17 protein-coding genes are annotated in these 18,235 nt (G+C 44.0%); 6 read left to right on the top strand and 11 right to left on the bottom strand.

From position 1 onward, the window contains the following. Positions 1-437: 437 nt before the first annotated feature. Entirely contained in the window at positions 438-1,256 is an 819-nt protein-coding gene (locus FKV70_RS06505) for an AraC family transcriptional regulator (RefSeq protein WP_142612160.1), read from the top strand. Positions 1,257-1,333: 77 nt separating this feature from the next. Here FKV70_RS06505 and FKV70_RS06510 read toward each other — a convergent pair whose 3' ends face one another. The 5 genes from FKV70_RS06510 to FKV70_RS06530 all read right to left on the bottom strand — a co-directional run bounded on the left by FKV70_RS06510 (position 1,334) and on the right by FKV70_RS06530 (position 5,704). Further along, positions 1,334-2,818, bottom strand: a complete 1,485-nt coding sequence (locus FKV70_RS06510; protein ID WP_142612161.1) for an alpha-N-arabinofuranosidase — start codon at positions 2,816-2,818, stop codon at positions 1,334-1,336. Between the two features lie 326 nt (positions 2,819-3,144). Then, complete coding sequence (locus FKV70_RS06515) at positions 3,145-3,423, bottom strand: DUF6171 family protein (protein WP_142612162.1); 279 nt, start codon at positions 3,421-3,423, stop codon at positions 3,145-3,147. Positions 3,424-3,526: 103 nt separating this feature from the next. Next, the gene (locus FKV70_RS06520; RefSeq protein WP_142612163.1) at positions 3,527-3,847 is read right to left on the bottom strand and encodes a hypothetical protein; all 321 of its coding nucleotides are present in this window, start codon (positions 3,845-3,847) and stop codon (positions 3,527-3,529) included. 54 nt (positions 3,848-3,901) lie between these two features. Then, positions 3,902-4,846, bottom strand: coding sequence for a Gfo/Idh/MocA family protein (locus FKV70_RS06525; protein ID WP_142612164.1), 945 nt, complete (start codon positions 4,844-4,846; stop codon positions 3,902-3,904). A gap of 168 nt (positions 4,847-5,014) precedes the next feature. Continuing rightward, positions 5,015-5,704, bottom strand: a complete 690-nt coding sequence (locus FKV70_RS06530) for a TerC family protein (RefSeq protein ID WP_142612165.1) — start codon at positions 5,702-5,704, stop codon at positions 5,015-5,017. A 347-nt stretch (positions 5,705-6,051) separates the two neighbouring features. On the opposite strand from FKV70_RS06530, the gene FKV70_RS06535 reads away from it, so the two are divergent. Beyond that, positions 6,052-6,663: a TVP38/TMEM64 family protein gene (locus FKV70_RS06535; RefSeq protein ID WP_142612166.1), complete on the top strand. Its 612-nt coding sequence runs from the start codon at positions 6,052-6,054 to the stop codon at positions 6,661-6,663. Positions 6,664-6,850: 187 nt separating this feature from the next. After that, entirely contained in the window at positions 6,851-7,822 is a 972-nt protein-coding gene (gene msrA, locus FKV70_RS06540; RefSeq protein WP_064796324.1) for a peptide-methionine (S)-S-oxide reductase MsrA, read from the top strand. 95 nt (positions 7,823-7,917) lie between these two features. Here msrA and FKV70_RS06545 read toward each other — a convergent pair whose 3' ends face one another. Next, on the bottom strand, positions 7,918-8,721 hold the full coding sequence (locus FKV70_RS06545) for a lipid II flippase Amj family protein (protein ID WP_142612167.1): 804 nt from the start codon (positions 8,719-8,721) through the stop codon (positions 7,918-7,920). Between the two features lie 150 nt (positions 8,722-8,871). Here FKV70_RS06545 and FKV70_RS06550 point away from each other — a divergent pair, with 150 nt between their 5' ends. Beyond that, the gene (locus FKV70_RS06550; RefSeq protein ID WP_142612168.1) at positions 8,872-9,063 is read left to right on the top strand and encodes a DUF2188 domain-containing protein; all 192 of its coding nucleotides are present in this window, start codon (positions 8,872-8,874) and stop codon (positions 9,061-9,063) included. 91 nt (positions 9,064-9,154) lie between these two features. Here FKV70_RS06550 and FKV70_RS06555 read toward each other — a convergent pair whose 3' ends face one another. Then, positions 9,155-9,859, bottom strand: a complete 705-nt coding sequence (locus FKV70_RS06555; protein ID WP_064796321.1) for a YitT family protein — start codon at positions 9,857-9,859, stop codon at positions 9,155-9,157. A 421-nt stretch (positions 9,860-10,280) separates the two neighbouring features. After that, on the bottom strand, positions 10,281-11,207 hold the full coding sequence (locus FKV70_RS06560; RefSeq protein ID WP_142612169.1) for a DMT family transporter: 927 nt from the start codon (positions 11,205-11,207) through the stop codon (positions 10,281-10,283). 305 nt (positions 11,208-11,512) lie between these two features. Here FKV70_RS06560 and FKV70_RS06565 point away from each other — a divergent pair, with 305 nt between their 5' ends. Next, positions 11,513-11,926 (top strand): YhjD family protein, encoded by a 414-nt coding sequence (locus FKV70_RS06565; RefSeq protein WP_142612170.1) that lies wholly within the window; start codon positions 11,513-11,515, stop codon positions 11,924-11,926. A gap of 297 nt (positions 11,927-12,223) precedes the next feature. On the opposite strand, the gene FKV70_RS06570 is transcribed toward FKV70_RS06565, so the two are convergent. After that, on the bottom strand, positions 12,224-14,749 hold the full coding sequence (locus FKV70_RS06570) for a transglycosylase domain-containing protein (protein WP_142612171.1): 2,526 nt from the start codon (positions 14,747-14,749) through the stop codon (positions 12,224-12,226). A gap of 181 nt (positions 14,750-14,930) precedes the next feature. Here FKV70_RS06570 and FKV70_RS06575 point away from each other — a divergent pair, with 181 nt between their 5' ends. Further along, entirely contained in the window at positions 14,931-16,235 is a 1,305-nt protein-coding gene (locus tag FKV70_RS06575; protein ID WP_142612172.1) for a DNA polymerase IV, read from the top strand. Positions 16,236-16,347: 112 nt separating this feature from the next. Here the strand turns inward: FKV70_RS06575 and FKV70_RS06580 are convergent, their stop codons facing one another. After that, positions 16,348-17,205, bottom strand: coding sequence for a GRP family sugar transporter (locus FKV70_RS06580; RefSeq protein WP_142612173.1), 858 nt, complete (start codon positions 17,203-17,205; stop codon positions 16,348-16,350). A gap of 136 nt (positions 17,206-17,341) precedes the next feature. Then, the gene (locus tag FKV70_RS06585) at positions 17,342-18,181 is read right to left on the bottom strand and encodes an AraC family transcriptional regulator (protein WP_142612174.1); all 840 of its coding nucleotides are present in this window, start codon (positions 18,179-18,181) and stop codon (positions 17,342-17,344) included. Positions 18,182-18,235 lie beyond the last annotated feature (54 nt).

Below are 18,235 nucleotides of genomic sequence, written 5' to 3' on the forward strand. Positions count from 1 at the left end.
ATTACACATACTTGCCCGCCTTCGGTATCACACATCTGCGGTGCATGGCTGCCAGGCACCGGCAGAAAAATGTAAGCTCCCTCTCAGGATAGTGCAGCAACCCATTCGCCTTGTATACGTTTTCAACACTCCATTCATCGGCCTCTTCTTGGCCCTCTCACTTCATAGATTAGCGAAGGCTATACACTCCAATGAGCGATTTGGTTGGAGAATTTTAGGATGTACCAAGCTAATGTTACCACAGTCGATATTCAGGATCGATTCGCTCTACAGTCTTCACACTCCTTGGCCTCTAACATGTGCTTTCTCATCTAACATGTAAGCTTTACAGTTCACATGGTATTCTATTTTGCTTTCGTTTAAAATGAATAATATGATTAAAACATGAACAATCTGGTCAATATTTGAAACAGCCAAGTGCCAAAGGAGTCATCATCATGTCTATTGTTGAGCCTTGCCAGGTTCTTACCGCAGGCTATTCCTTCCACCGTAAGCCCTTTTATTCAAACCAGCCTGATGGAATCAAAAATTATTTATTCCGACTGCAAACAGATGGACGCTGCCAAGCACGCATTGACGGGAAAATGACACGGATTGAGGCAGGGGACCTGCTGCTATTTAATCCTACCGAGCCTTATGAACTGGATATTCACAGTGAGCTGAACCCCATGGGAGAGCAGGTTGTAGAAAGTGGGGATTATCATATTTTTTTCGGTGGTCCCTGGGTAGATGAGTGGTGGAATCATCACAAACGACCCAACCGAATTAAGGTCCAGCTCACAGAAGCCCTGCTTGGCTTATTTCGTCAGCTAGTGCTGGAGCAACGACGTATTTCTAATCCTTACCCGGAAATATCAAGCTATTACATACGCATTTTATGCTTGGAGTTTGACCGTATATTATCGGAGCAGCCCATTGCTACTCATCATAATTATCTTGCTTATCAAATAAAAAATTATATTGAAGAAAATGCATCCTCTAATTTTAAGCTGGAGGATGTATCTTCACACGTCGGAATCAGCATATCCCGAGCAGTACACCTGTTTAAGGAAACGTTCGATACGAGCATTATGCAGTACACACTGGATATCAGGCTCAACATGGCAAGGGAACGTATCATTTTCAGTCCCATGTCATTGGAACAAGCTGCAGAATCGTCAGGATTTGCAAACTACACATACTTTCACCGTGTGTTTCGTTCCCGCTTCGGTATGTCGCCTAAAGAATTCAGACTGATTCACCGCGAGCAATTGTAGAAAAAAGGAGAGCGTTCAGGCGAACGCTCTCTTTTTCTAACAAATGATTTAACGAGTGATGCTAAACAATTTAATTTTTATGGAGCGATTCTCAGCATCACAACCGACATCGGTGGCAGTGTAACATCCAAATGCTGACCTTGCAGCTGATAAGATGTAAAAGCTTCCTTCTTCACACGCTCTGGCTGGTCAAATGTATTATGCGCCTGCATCTCGTCACTGCCTAAGACAGCACCATTAATTTTCTTACCCTCTTCGAGTCCTCTTAGCTCAAGGCTCAAATCTGCCGATTCGCCCGGATGGACGTTACATAGACTTATATGAATAGAGCCATCTTGCGCCTTAGAGGCGGACACACTTACTTGAGGGATGGAATCCCCGTCGTATTCATAATTGCCTACCTTCGCATGAATATCCAGTGCTTGTGCATCCTGATGCACTTTGAACATTTCAAATACATGGTATGTCGGCGTTAATAGTATAGCTGGTCCTTCTGTCAGAACCATCGCTTGCAAAACATTGACCATTTGAGCAATATTCGTCATTTGCACTCGATCATGATGATTTTGGAATATGTGCAGGTGTAATCCGGCTACCAGCGCATCCCGCATCGTATTTTGCTGATACAGGAAGCCAGGATTAGTACCCGGCTCGGTCAGAAACCAAGTTCCCCACTCATCGACGATCAACCCGACCCGTTTGTCAGGATCATATTGATCCATAATGGCAGAGTGGCGAGTAATCAATTCATCCATGTGCAATGATTTTTTCATCGTCTCAAACCATTGCGCTTCATCAAAACCGACTGCGTGCCGTTTCCCTTCCCAGCTCCCCGGGATTGTGTAGTTGTGCAGACTCAAACCGTCCATAAGGTGCCCTGCTTCGCGCATCAGCACTTCGGTCCAACGATAATCATCCACATTCGCCCCGCCTGCTATTCGATAAATACGATTCTCTCCATAGTTACGGACATATGTCTGATAGCGACGGTACAGGTCGGCATAATATTCCGGGCGCATGTTACCGCCACAACCCCAGTTTTCATTACCGACTCCAAAATATTTGAGCTTCCATGGTTTCTCACGGCCGTTTTCCTGACGCCATGCAGCCATAGGAGACTCCCCGTCAAATGTCATGTACTCTACCCACTCCGACATTTCCTGCACTGTACCACTGCCTACATTTCCACAAATATACGGCTCTGCATTCAATAGCTCACACAACTGGAAAAACTCATGTGTACCAAAATGGTTATTTTCAACCACACCGCCCCAGTGCGTATTTACCATTCTCTTACGGTTTGCTTTCGGTCCAATACCATCTTTCCAATGATATTCATCGGCAAAACAGCCTCCAGGCCAGCGCAGCACAGGAATGTTCAGCTGCTTCAGCACTTCCACCACATCATTTCGAATTCCGTCCGTGTTAGGGATTGGAGAGTCCTGTCCCACCCATAAGCCTTCATAAATGCATCGTCCAAGATGCTCGGCAAATTGCCCATAAATATTTTTATTAATAACGCCTTGTTCCCAATCGGTATTTACAATAATAGAACCCTTCACAACAAACCCTCCCAAAACATTAAGATTGTTGGAGCATTCACACACATGTTTGCGCTTTCACAACAGTATAAACCACATTTACACTATCATTTTTTTACGGACCCTAATGTTACACATTGTCACACCTAATAATCATTTAGTTAATATAAATATTAACAATTAAACAAAAACATTTTACGTGTTTAATATATTTTATTGTCTACAATTTGTCAATTGCTAGCAACAAAGTCCAAGCAAACCAAAAAGATCTGCCATTAAGGCAGACCAGGTTGTGACTACTTTAGCCTGTAATCTCAGGTTTAACTGAGTCTGGGCATTGCATTTTTTCAAGCTGATCCTTGCCAACGTGAACCGTGGTAACTGGGACAATTTTGAGTTGCTGCCAAGGCACGTATACGGACAATACTTCCGCTAATGCCACATGTGTGACCAGACATTAACTCATCGCATTGTGCACAGGCCAACAGTCTGGCTTCGTACACTTCATCGTTTACACATTCCATTTTGGGTCTCATATTGTTTAGAATTCTGGTGATTTGTTCTTCCGACAAAGCGATATCTCTTTCGCAGCCTTTGCAAGTACTTGGCACAGGTATATCTCCCATCGTCAGCGTACCCTCCTGATCAACAATATAATCAGTTAAAAAAATAGTTTATTTCCACGATGTCATGAATGTTTTGCCAGATGCCACTTCATTTTAGCTGGACTTATTTCTGTTCCGACGGTAGCTCGGCGGCCGCCTCGGATACGATCATCGCCAAATCCTCATTTCCGAACATGGACAGCACTCCTAATACCGTATCCAAGGGAATATCACCTGCTTCTTCGCGCGATACAGTTAGCTTGCGTATTCGTAGCAGACGCTCGTTGCTATCCTGTTGTGGATACGCTTTACGATATAGTTCCTCTGGCTCCAAGCCGTTATTGATGCACCATTGAGCAAACACAAGGATCATCATATCTTCTTCTTGCTTATAATTTTCAATAATGGCCTCTTCTAGCTGTTTACCGCGGTTGTCTTCTTCCATTGTTTCATTTCTCCTTAACCTAATTCTTGATGTCTGGATCGTCATGATTCAGTATTAATCACCCAAACGACTAATCAGTTCTTCCGCCAGCATATGGCTTTCCAAAACCTTTCCAGCTTGTATAGCACACTCCTCCGGACGATGAATATGTTCCAGAAAATGATTCACCACGCCGGTGAATCCCCGTCTTTCCAATATTGTATCCCAGCTTCCAAATGTTTGCGTTCGTGATAAACTATTTTTTTGCATGAACACTGCCTGTTCCATATTCGTTACTTCAACAGACCGTCCTGCTCCGTGAAGCTCCAGCTTCTCTATGTCTGCCCCTGCCTGTCTGCTCATACTGTATGTACCGGCAGCATTCCCCAGGCGCAAAGTCCCGAGGGCAGATTCCATATACCCATCAATCGTTGTATTCAGACTACTATGAAGTACCTCATAATCATCGCCACCGAGCCACAATAGCAAATCAAGCATATGAATTAAATCATCATAAACCGTCTGTGCCGCTGGTCTACGATCATATCCAGTTCGATGTTTTATCGCCGCACATTGACTGATCCCTCCCACTTCGTCTAGCCAAGCTTTTGCCGCCACATAGTGCGGAGCAAAACGTCGATTAAAACCTACCGCCAGCAGTACAGCCTGTGCTTCCGCGAAAGCAGTCATTTCCAGATTCTGACGAACATCATAGGACAATGGTTTATCCACGTACACCGCTATCCCTTTTTCAATACACGCCATGACTAGGTCAAAATGAGCTTCGGTGGCTGCATGTATAAACACAGCTTCCGGCTCCCATGCCAGCATTTCCTTGACATCCGTTGTCCCTCTTGGTAGCCTATACTGTTCCAAAGTAGTGCTGACTGGCTCCTGTGAACGGTTCATCACACCTACGATGTCCACGCCTTGGTGTGCAGCCAGTAACGGCAGATACACTTTGCGTGCGATTCCACCCAATCCTGCTATAGCTACTCTTGTCTTGATTTGCTTGTCCATATCGTTCCACCTCTGATCAATCAATTCATCTGTTGTCTAGTTTACATGGAAGTCCGCTGACAAGCAAAGAAAAGAGACTGCTCCCGATCCAGTTGGATTGAGGAACAGTCTCGAAGACTTGAGTATCCAGCTTCAGCCAGACTACTTCAAAATTCAAAATAAGTTAGCTTATGCGTGCAGTGCTTCCTTTTTTGTTTTCTCACCTTTTACTTTTTTAACACGCATCCCGATGGCTACAACCAGAACGACAATCAAGGCTTCAAAACCGTACTTAACGACTCCACTTGCGAACCAGTGTGCAATCAATGGCTCGGCCACCACCATTTTAGCAGCGGTATATGCTAATACTGCGGCGCCAATCGTAATGACTATAGGATAACGTTCTGTCAGTTTCAGAATAATTGTGCTTCCCCATACCATGATTGGAACGGAGATTGCCAGACCAAGAATAACAAGTAACATATTCCCATGAGCTGCTCCCGCAACAGCAAGCACATTATCGAGCCCCATCATCGTATCGGCAATAATGATAGTGCGGATTGCTGCCCACATTTGATTTGTGGCTGAAATTTCATGTTTTTTCTCTTCGACCAACAACTTATAAGCGATATAGATCAGGGCAAGTCCCCCAATCAAACGCAATCCATATATTTGCAGTAAGTATGTGACCAGCACGGTAGCAATTACACGAATGATGACTGCTCCGACCGTTCCCCAGATAATGACCTTCTTCTGGTTAGCCTTATCAACGTTCCGTGCCGCCAACCCGATTACGATCGCATTGTCACCTGCTAGCACCAAATCAATGATAATGATAGACAATAATGCGGTTAAAAACTCGATTGACAAAAAATCCATACGTTTCTCCCACCTTCTTTATTTATTTGTTATACTGTACGTAGTTCAGCGCTTTATACTAAAAAAGCGCCATTTCACGGAATCCGGAAACGGCGCTTGACCCAATTTGAGCATCAAAAAAGACCATTTACCCGGATTCCTAAAATCCTGGCAAAGGTCTCGCTTACAACATTACGTTGCCAATAAAGCCGGGGATTAAAAATCCCGTAATGACGACTTTACTCGCTGAGCTACTCCCCTTTGGGAACTATTCTGTTACTGGCAGTATAGCATACATTTTTGGGAATGTGAACCCTATTTTTTGTATAAGCATTAAGCCGAACAGGGATATTGAAAGAGGTATGTAAATGAAAAAATGGTTACTCCCCGCGGCTTATGTTTCGCTGCTCTGCATCGCGTTTATCTACAGATATGATTGGCTCGCCTGGGCAAACAAGCAAACCTCCTTTCCGGGTTTGCTACTGCTCGCATTTTTATTTGCGTTAATTCCGTTTATCCCTTACAAGCTGATTATCGCGTCCATTGCTTATGCTGCGGGTGCCTGGCAAGGTGCTCTGATCTGCTGGCTTGGCACTACTTTGGCTGCATTGGTCGTATACAGCGCCGTACGCACCCTGTTCCGTGATAAAGGACGTGCCTATTTGGAGCGTGTTCCCGCACTGGAGCGCTTTAATCAGGTCATGCAGAGAGAGCCTTTTACTGCCGTGCTACTGGCTCGCCTGATTCCAGTCATCCCTCAGGCTGCTGTCAATGTATATGCGGGAGTAGCAGGATTTCCGTTCTGGAGCTTTATGCTAGGTACAGCGATCGGCAAGCTTCCCGCAATTGCAGTGTATGCTTATGCAGGAGGCACCTTTGCAGAGCATCCAATCACAGGTTTGCTTATTTTGCTGCTATATACTGTACTGGTAGGGGGCGGATTTGTACTTTACCGAAAAAGAGCCCGGCGCGCCAACTAAACATAGCACCAATGCGTTTGTATCTTTTCTATAGAATGTTTCGTTGCAGTTTTTGGGACACACTACAGCTACGCAACTGAGTACTTTATAATGCTTCATTGGATTTTGCAAAAAACTCGTATATAATTTAATTGTAAGCTATTTAAATTGCAAGTAATTAAACATTCTCAGATTGGAGTGATAAAATATGAGCACCAACAATCCAAACACGGTAGAAAAGGCAACTTTTGCGGGGGGCTGCTTCTGGTGCATGGTCTCCCCTTTTGAGGAAATGCCCGGTATTTTGAAGGTTAGATCTGGATATACAGGGGGACATACTGAAAATCCTACCTATGAGGAGGTATGCTCTGAAACAACAGGACATCTGGAAGCTGTACAGATTACATTTGACCCTCAAGTGTTCCCGTATGAAAAACTATTGGAGTTATTTTGGCAACAGATTGATCCAACGGATGAAGGTGGACAGTTTCACGATAGAGGTTCATCCTACCAAACGGCTATTTTCTATCATAATGAAGAGCAACGCATCAAGGCAGAGGCTTCCAAAGAAGCTCTGGCTCAAAGCGGCCGCTTTGACAAGCCCATTGCTACCTCTATTCTGCCTGCGGCAACTTTTTATGAAGCAGAAGAATACCATCAGGACTACCATAAAAAGAACCCCGCTCACTACAAACGCTACCGCAAAGGCTCAGGACGTGAAGATTTTATTGAGAAAAATTGGTCTGCCAAGATTGATAAATCCGCTCTCAAAGATAGGTTGACGCCTATTCAATACGAAGTAACACAAAATAACGCAACTGAGCGCCCATTTCAAAATGAGTTTTGGGATCATGAAGCTGAAGGCATTTACGTCGATATCGTATCAGGAGAACCTTTGTTTAGTTCACTTGACAAATATGATGCAGGCTGTGGCTGGCCTAGCTTTACCCGTCCGCTGCGCAGTTACAATGTCAAAGAAAAGACCGATCTCAGTCATTTTATGATCCGTACCGAGGTGCGAAGTCGCGAAGCAGATTCCCATTTGGGGCACGTATTTGATGATGGTCCAGGTCCAGACGGTCTGCGTTATTGTATCAATTCTGCTGCGCTCCGCTTTGTGCCTCAAGAAGACTTGGAGCGTGAAGGATATGGAGCATATAAATCATTATTTGAAAAGTAAGCAGCTGTAAAATCATTAGGGCTGACCTGTCATTATCTTTATTAGATGATGACGGGTCAGCCTTTTTTTGAATATGTCAGCACATCCTTATTGATCTAGCTCATCACCCACCCAAGCCAAATAGCTAGCGGTACCAGCAATAGCTGGGCTAATAAAGTACCTGTCAAACGCGAGATGATCATCCAACCATACACGCTGTTCATTCGGACTAAAGGCAGCTCCCCTCGTAGCGTTTTTTCTGACAGCACCGCTAATCTTGGATCAATTAACAGGGTCAACAACACCGTTGCGACGCCATTGATTAAGCCTGACGACATTGACATTGCCGTCCCTTGAGCAGGCCACAGAAATGACGCATATAAGGCAGATACCACTCCGGTTGTATAAATTGCGGTCACGGCTATATTCAAAATAATTAGACGCTTGGGGATTACTCCACTGATCAGCGAGGTAAGCATGGACCAGGTAGGACGCTTTATGTAGTAGCCTGCATACCTCCAGCGATTTCGCTTCATTAAATGACGCACTAAAGCCGGAATAGATCCAGTATGCTCCAAATGCACAATCCATCTGGCTGACATACGTACCACGGTTGGATACAGTAATATAGCAAGCATAGTTCCAACAGTGGCCGCCAGCAGTACCCCGTGCATATACAATTCCAGTCTCATATCCGTTCCGCCCGATAGTGCCGCCGTTTTAGCCTGATCGACCATCCCTCCAAGTAAAGGTCCCTGTGCCATATTGGATGTGCGTGAAACCAACAGCAGCATTCCGGCAACGGTTAATGCCAATCCAATCCGACGTGCTCGCAAACCACCAAGTCGAAGAGCATAGGACAGGCTATCGGTCGTATGAATGATGATAGTTAGTAAAAAAACGAAACCCCAGGCAAGCAAATGCTTCACTCCTTTTTCCGGTATTCTGCACACCATTATACGCTTTTTTATAAAATTTTTTTTACAATTTATTCATATTTTAATTTTGTTTGCCTAAGCATATAACGGGTAATACATAATACATCACCTGCTAAAAAGGAGTGTGCTACTATGCCTTGGAACAAACATGATTACCCGCCATCCATGAAAAATCTAGAACCTCGTGTGCGAGAAAAAGCCGTTGATATTGCTAATGCTCTACTCCGCGAAGGCTATGAAGAAGGGCGCTCTATTGCGATTGCCACTGCTCAGGCTGAGGAATGGAATAATAATCATCCAGTGGGACAAGATAAGAAGCAGTAGAAAAAGTAATTTAAAACTTTCCTGACGAAGCTTGAATACAGCGAAAGGGTGTTACGTAAGAAGATTTCTCTCCTGACGTAACACCCTTTCCTTATCGACGAAGGCTGTGGACGACCGGCACTGTTTTGGCAACCACCTTTTTAGCGGAAATAGCCGCTGGCAGTACTTTTTTCACAGGTCGGTGCAATTGGAACGTAGTCGTCCAGGTAATTATTTTTCCGGCAAGCCACACAGCCAGTATAGTAAACATTGTTTCCTTCACAGGCAGATATAACAGCGATAATCCTAGTACGATAATGTCACTAACGATAAACACGTTGCCGATTTTCCATCCGCGCCACTCGCTGATCAGCAGAGACAAAATATCGTCGCCCCCAGTTGCTCCGCCGAATCGCAATACAATTCCGGCTCCTAAACCTGTGAGCACTCCACAGAGTAGAGCTGCTATCAGCAGATTTCCATGCAGATCTATAACCAGAGTCGAGTATTTCTCAAATCCTGCATAAAACAGTGAAAAGGCGACGGCTCCGATTAATGCTAGCATCATAAATCTTTTGCCCTTCAGTACCCATGCCAGCAATATGACGGGGACATCAAGCATCAGCATACTCCATGCTGGAGATATACCAAACGCATAATGACCCAGCAGAGCTAGGCCTGCAAAGCCGCCCTCTGACAAATGGTTCTGGGCATTAATGTGATAGTAAGTAAAAGCTAAAATGCATGTTCCGAGCAACATGACAGCAATCTGTCTCAGTGCTCCATTGTTCACGATAGATTCGTAAGTTTTCCTCATACAGGCTCCCTCGGTTTCTCGTAAGTTTGATGTGGATGAACCCACTCTTACGGAAGTAACCTGGTAAGATATGCCTGGAGGACTTGGTCCTTCGCATGTACAATCCCCTCTTCCGCAGAGTTGGCTTTCGCAACTTGACGTTACTCCGCGGAAAAGCTAAGTATAAGACAGATCAAATCGTTTCCAAATCGTCCTTTGGGGAAGTATCCTTCGGGGACACATGGTATCCTGATCCTTTCTTTTGTGGAATAAAATTCCGACATTTCTGTGGTGCATATCATTTCTATAATTTATTATACCACACCTTGTCACTTGCTAAACAGCTTGCTTTTTTGCTGCACCATACTTTATTTTATGTGTGAGCATGCTTTATTGTATGTGCGAGTTAACGTATTATACCAAAGATTTAGCGAATACACACTTAATGGTTTGAGTGTGTTTTGCTTCCACTTAGATTATTCCCCCTTAATTTGGCTGTTCTGCGCTGGTTGGCCATAAATACGCCCCCGAGTATAAGAACCAGACCGGTCAACACGTTCCAACCGATATGCTCATTCAGAAGCAAAAAGCCCCATACGATAGCACTCACCGGTACAAAATATGTTACAGAAGAAGCGAATTCCGCACTCCCCCGCAAAATCATATAGTTGAACAAAATATATGCTACTCCTGATCCTAAAACTCCTAGTCCTACTAGAGAACCTAATACGCTTGGAACAATAACGATCGACAAATCTGGTCTCTCTACAATCGCCATCATAATCCCACCCCCTGCTGCCGCACCAAACAGTGTCGCAAAGGTAGCCTGATACATGGAAAGATTGGAGAGAAAACGTTTGGAGAGCTGTGTTCCAAATCCGTAGCAGAGAGTCGCAAGCAGCATACATCCAAAACCTACAGGATCAACTGAAATAATAGATGCAGGATTAATACCCAATAAAATAACAATTCCAATAAAAGCGAGACCCATTCCTAACCACTGCAGGCGGTGAAATATAGCTCCGAAAAAGACAAGACCCACCAACATTGTCCATATTGGCGTGGTTGCATTTAATACAGAAGCCATGCTGCTAGCTATTTTGGTTTCACTAAAACCAATCAACGTCCATGGTAAAACCATATTTACACATGCTACCAGAATAACCGATTTCCACGGAATGCTTTTGATTTTAAACGGCTTGCGCATAAGAAGCATTAATAAGACGATAAAAATAAGGCCAAAGCTGGATCGTAGAAATACAATAGTCCACGGTCCTACTTGATGTAGCAATAACACCTTAATAAACATAAAGGAACCGCCCCAAATAAGGCTCAATAATAATAAAGCTGCATATAATGAACGTGACAATATGTAAACCTTCTTTCCCGACTTTCTTTACTTAAATTGTAGAAAAGCGACCGCTGTCAAAACGCTATCCACTTCTATGTAAGTTTTTTATCCATTAGCTTAACATAAACTCTGTTTGGCTGTCATTGGAGATGTACACAAGAATCTTCTGACAAGGACACATGGAAATGCCTCTCCCTGCCCCTTTTCCAATAATTGATGATTGCTTTGGCAACAGAAAAATCTCTATGATGGGGTATATATAGAACGCGTGTTCTGTATACTTATTATATATTGTAATTTTACTCCAAGTAAAGGAGATATTTATGGCAAACAAAAAGGTACTTGATAACAAGCATAAAGCTCCTTTGCCTTCTGAAGAAGACGCAGGACTGATTAAGATGTGTGTACTACTAACTCTTGTGCTAGATGTGTTGGAACGAGACATTCGTATTATGAATATCTCTCCTCTAAAAATGCCCGATTTATATATTCGTAGCCTGACTGAAGTACAACAGCGCATAACTGTTCAATTAGCAGAAACAAAGGCGCGAATGAGAAGACAGGGAGTGAAAATATACAGCGAAATCCGAAATCATGAAGGCGTAGAGGTTTTGTATGTATGCCGCGGTTACCAAAGGCGATTTTTCATGCTCTCCTCCTTTGCTCGCAGTGAGGTTAGGCGTAAACTCGGAGACTACCTGGGAATTGATCTGACCCAAGATTATGCCCCCTTATAATTTCGCCTTACCTGCTTCCTTTAATAAAAAAGATTTTAAGTCCATTGGTTACATAGCAAATAATTTGGCTCGTATCTTTAAAAAGGAGAAATATTAATATGAAAAAAAAGAGCAGAGCCGCATAAAATGCTAGCTCTACTCATCATTACAACAGGCTGCTGACTATCCAACCCCATGTCAAGGTAGCTATTGTAATGGAATAGCGTTGGAATGAGGAATATCCCAGAATCCATTTTCATCCATTGGTCGCTGTCAATATTGCTGAAAACGGTGTTCTAACTAGCTCGCCTCTGTCGCTTAGTTGTTGGATTGATCAGTTGTTGGTTCCGAACCGATAACCTCGTCTGGCTGAGTTTTTGGAGCACTGTTCTGGTTTTCTGATTCAGAAGGTGTCTCCGGCTCGTTTTCAACAGAAGGTTGTGAAGTATCTGTTGACGGCACATTGTTATTCTCATCAGGCGATTCTAGCTCTGCATCCGTATCAGGAACGGCAGGATCTGTTTCCTCTGGCGGAACCTCCTCTTGATCTGTTGCAGGTACTTTAATCTCAGGGACATCTTCTTTCTTGATATCTGGTTTGGACGGAACCACTGGTCTAGCAGAACGTGGAAGCTGTTCTCTTCCGACTTCGGTCGGCACGTACTTTTGGTTAAACCAGTCAGTCACGAGGTGACCCGATTGGCGGGAATACCGCCCTGGCAGCTTACCTGTTAGACTAGAAACCGTAACTTTCACAACGCCTTCCGGCTGTATAAAATGCTTATTCTTAAAAAGCTCAGGCTGGTCCCTGACCGCCTCATTCATGATTAGCGCCCACACCGACTGTGCTCTGGAGTGACCTTCTTGAGATAATGTATTAACCTGTTGGCGATAACCAGCCCAGACACCTAACGTAACGTCAGGTGTGTATCCCATAAACCACACATCACCAAAGTTCTGTGTCGTACCCGTTTTACCCGCGATATCAATGGTACCGTAGCTTTTAAAAGCTTTTTGCAGACGTTTGCCAGTTCCTCTCGAATCCGATATAACGGTTCTGAGCATATCGGTCATCAAAAATGCGGTTTGCTGCGAATATACACGCTTTGTCTGTGGTTTAAATTCATATACAATTTTACCGTTGGCATCTGTAATTTTACTGATCAAGTGAGGCGTATTATACACGCCCATATTGGGAATTGTCCCATATGCTGCGGTCAGCTCCTTAACGGATACTCCCTTACTAAGTCCACCTAGAACCCCCGTTTGAGCATGTTCATCCTGTGGTTGAATCGTCGTAATTCCGAGAGAACGCACAAAATTCCAAGCGTTTGGAATTTTAACCTCATATAAAAACAGCCTTAATGCAGGGATGTTGATTGATCGGTTGAGTGCTTCACGGGCTGTCATAAGCCCCTCATACCTTCTGTTATAATTTTTAGGAATATGATAGCCTTTACGTCCATCTTTCAATATGATTTGCGAATCATCAATAAGACCGGCCGGTTGCGTGTAGCCCTTTTCCAAAGCAGGTAAATAAGCGGCAATAGGCTTCATGGCAGAACCGGGCTGACGTGTCATTTGAGTTGCATAGTTCATTTGCTCGGTGTTAAAATCCCGACCCTCGATCATACCGAGAATAGCCCCCGTTTTATGATCAATCATGATTGCCGCAATCTGTTCTAGTCCCTTCTTCTTACTGTATGGAGAAAAGTTTTGTGGATTGGCTGCAATCTGTCGCATGTTGCTATAAATTTTTTTATTTATCGTTGTATAAATTCGATACCCGGAACGTTGCAACTCTTCACGTGTATTTTGAAGAAGTTCTGCATGCTCAGGCTTAGAAATGTCGGCTGCTGTGAGATTCGGATTTTGCTGAAGTACCAACAACTGAGCAGCCTCTCGCTCTGTTTCCAGCATCAAATAAGGAAATGTATTATAGCTTTTTTCGCGATGTGGTGCAAGAGTCGCTTTCACGTCAAATTGAAGCGCCTCGTTATATTCGGACATCGTAAGTTTGCCTGTTGCGAGCATTCTTCCCAATACGACGCGTTGGCGTTCCATCGCCTTGTTGAAACCCTCTTCATCAAAGTTCCCTTTACCATCAAAAGCGGAATAAACAGATGGCAGCTGCGGAAGACCTGCCAAATAAGCCGCTTGTGCAATATGAAGCTTATGTAAGTCACTTACATTGAAAATCCCTAACGAAGCAGACTTGATCCCGTACAAATTGTAACCAGCAGAACCATTACCAAATGGCATTTTGTTTAAATAAGCCGTTAATATTTTATCTTTGCTCATAAAACGTTCCATACGTAGTGCCAGCAGCATTTCCTTCACCTTTCGGCTGTCCGTTTTATCCAGACTGAGGAAGACTCTTCGGGCCACCTGCTGTGTTAATGTGCTTCCGCCTGTTTGGCGGTTTTCATTCAAAAGCTTCTGTTTGACAGCACGAGCTGTTCCCTTGAAATCCACACCATGGTGCTCATAAAATTGGCTGTCTTCCGTTGAAATGAGGGCATCCACAATGGACTGAGGGACATCCTTCAGATCAACGAGCTGTCGGTCCTCCTCCATGCGCATTCTTCCAACCGGAGTTACCTGGTCATTAAAAAATACAAAGCTGGTCAGAGCATTCTCATTTACCTTTTCATATATCAACTGACGTGATCGTACAGGTTCATCATGAACCAGTGCCGCCACATAACCGGATACAAGACCTCCGGCAAACAGCACTCCAAGTACACCCGCAAACGAGAACCACTTGATATTTATCAGTAAAACTCTGCCAAAAATGCGCCACCTACTGCGTTTTTGAGATGATGGTCGACGTTTTGGGTTCATAAAAATGGTTTTCTCCCCTCAATATTCATTCATTTCCACTTGTTTTTGCTCAAGATAATATGATACGCCATGCTAGGTTTCCCGTAAACTGTAATGTTCCAAAAAATACATTTGTATTAGGAACACTTGTTCTGTATATAATACTACTATAAGAGTATACGTTCAATAATATTTTGGGAATATGATCAGTTACATATCAGAAGAGGAGGTCAACGTTTTGAAGGAGCGTGGAAGTAGAACCATATTTCTAGCGGACTGCCAAAGCTTTTATACCAGCGTCGAAAAAGCGGATAATCCCACATACCAACATAAGCCGCTTGTTGTGGCCGGTGACCCTGCACTTCGTTCAGGCATTATTTTAGCTGCGTGTCCGCTGGCAAAAAAACTTGGTATATCCACTGCAGAACGTCTGGGGGAAGCTGTGAAAAAATGTCCTGACCTTATCATTGTACGCCCGCGCATGCAGCATTATATCGATGTCTCATTAAAAATAACAGAAATTTATAATGAATATACGGATTTGGTTGAGGTTTTCAGCATTGATGAACAGTTTCTGGATATGAGCGGAAGTCTCTCCCTGTTCGGAGATCCGGTGAGTATTGCAAGTGAAATTCAGCAGAAAGTGCTGGCACAAACAGGAGTATGGATTCGCATTGGTATGGGTCCTAATAAAATGCTGGCTAAAACAGCAACAGATATATGGGCTAAAAAAAATGACAGCGGCATTTTCTTGCTGCCTGCGTCCGACATTGCAACCTTGCTGTGGCCTCAACCAGTACGTCTTATGTTCGGCATCGGTTCGCGTATGGAACGGCATTTGGAGAGGCTTGGACTATACACCATTGGGGACATTGCACGAACTCCCTTACCCCGACTTCAAGATAGATTCCGGTCTCATTTCGGCAAACAGTCCAACATTCAGGCAGAGGTGTTATGGCGAACCGCAAACGGGATTGATCACAGTCCCGTGAAGCCGGAAACATTTGAGACACCTCCCAAATCCATTGGCCATATGATGACCCTTCCCAGAGACTATCTCCGGCCTTCGGAAGTGGAAACCGTTCTGCTCGAACTCACTGAGGAAGTATGTCGGGACAGCCGGCGCAAAGGGTATATGGGGGATGTCGTTACCGTCAGTTGCATGTGCAGCCCATTTGAATCGCCGACCGGATTTTCGCGCCAAATGAAACTGCCTGATCCAACTAACAACACGAACAAAATTTATAAAGCCGTCAAGGAAATTTTCTATAAATTTTGGGGCCGCATGCCGGTAAGGCGGTTGGGCGTTAGCCTAAGCAGTCTGATGGATGCGGAAACGTATCAGGTGTCCTTTTTTGAGGACGAGACACGGGCACGCTCCCTGGAAAAAGTCACTGACAGTATTAAGGAGCGTTACGGCAATGCGGCGATTGTAAGAGCCTCCTCCCTCACCCATGTCGGCCAGGCTCTAGAAAGATCTAGGAAGATTGGAGGTCATTACAAGTAAGATAATCAATTTCCCAGCTTTCGACTTAAATCACCCAAACCCAACAGCATCAATTATATATCCTGAACACCCGTAGCCGTACTGCACATGCAGCTCCTACTTCTGTATATTCTTAGAGCTTGACCAGGCTAATCAATCCCACTCCGACCATTATTATCGTAATGCCGGCCAGTAGGCGAAGCCATTCTCGGGAACTTTTCTTTTCCCTGAAAATTAGAATACTGCCAACGCAGGAGATGGCGATACTCGCCTGAGAGATCGGAAAACTGGCCGCGACCCCAATAAGCCCATTCGAAATAAATAGCGCCAAATTCGCCACGCTCCACGACAAACCCGTAGACAAATTGCGCAGCACCTGGACCAGATGGAGCTTCTGCCCACCCTTACAGTTCATTAAAAGTGCTGAACACAGCATGCCAAGTGATTGCGGCAAGATAACCGACAAACCGGAAACATGAAAGATTTGATTAATAATAACATACAGCGTTAAGGCTATAGCCGAACAAACCAACATGACAAAAATGTGAAGGGGCATAGGCTTGGACAAACCACTTGATCTCCCCTGGTAACTCGTCAGCAAGATTCCAGACAAAATAAATATAAGCGCTGCTAATCCAATACCAATTTGGTATCCGGTTGTCCATTCGCCCAGGATTAGTGCTGCAAAAAGCGTCGTTCCCATGAGTTGCAGCCCGCAAATAACAGGAATAGCCGTTGAAACGCTTACTTTCTGGAAAGCTTGAAATTGAAGCAGCTGTCCTATAGACCAAAACACACCGGAGACAAAGCTCACAATAAATGGTGTGATTTTCAAGCTAACAGGTGAGTACGAATACAGGCACAATGCGAACAATACGGCACCGATGACCGTCCCCGTCAGTTGCTCGCGAGGATTAGCTTTTGTCATTTGTGCTAGAATCGGCATGAATCCCCAGCCTATGGCTGGAATAAAGGCAATGAGTGTATCCACATGCATTTCCCCTCTCGTAAAGTGAGTGCTTCCGTGCAATCCTTTAAAATACCATACAGGAAAAACCAACATCTTTACGATATCAAAATACCCCTACCCCAAGCACCAGTATTTTTATAAGATATATATAGCAAAATCAAAGAATTTTCTCGCGATAAGCGCTGGGAGATATGCCCATCATATTTTTAAATGCCCGCGAAAAGGTCAGTTGATCCGAGTAACCGACAGAATTGGAGATTACTTGAATAGAGTAACTGGTATCCTGTAATAGCTCGCATGCCTTTTTAAGCCGAATGTTCATTAAATACTGCTTTGGTGTTTCGCCTATTTCCTGTTTAAAAACAGAGGTCAAGTAATTAGGGTGAAGCCCGAGATACTCTGCCACCTCACTGATTTGAATGCCCCCGTTATAGTTTTTCTCCATGTAGTTAATAGCTTGAACTGAATAGGGAAGCTCTTCTTTCACAGGCATCGTTTCACCTGTTTCATGCACCAGCTTGGCGAGAATATGGCACAAATAGCCCTGAATAGCCAAAGATGAAGAAAGTGTGTTATTCCCTATACGAAGCATTTCAAGAATAGTCGAATGAAAAAAAGTGATGTCTTCGATACTTACCACATACGGATTATCCTGAACAAGAGAGATATTTTGCAAATACATCTCAGATTTAATCCCCATAAAACCTACCCAGCTATACTCCCATGGCTCGTGCTCATCAGCTTGATAATAAGCAGCCTTATTGGCAGGGATTAAAAAAGCCTGTCCCTTCTCTATGTTGTATGTTTCCTGATCTAAAATCAGCTTGCCTCTACCCTTTAATACAAAGTGAATAAGATTGAAATCCCTGGCGATAGGTCCGAAATCCTGGTTGGGAGAACAAGGCTCCGAGCCACAATTATACAAAATTAAATCTGTAATATTTTTATGTTTTGAACTGGTACGTGTGTCTACAAATTGAATCATATTGTCACCCATCCCTAACCTCCATGCTTCAGAATTTTATAGTTAACCAAGGGGCGGTGCCTTCAT

The sequence above is a fragment of the Paenibacillus ottowii genome, assembly GCF_006874425.1.
Taxonomy (GTDB): Bacteria; Bacillota; Bacilli; order Paenibacillales; family Paenibacillaceae; genus Paenibacillus; species Paenibacillus ottowii.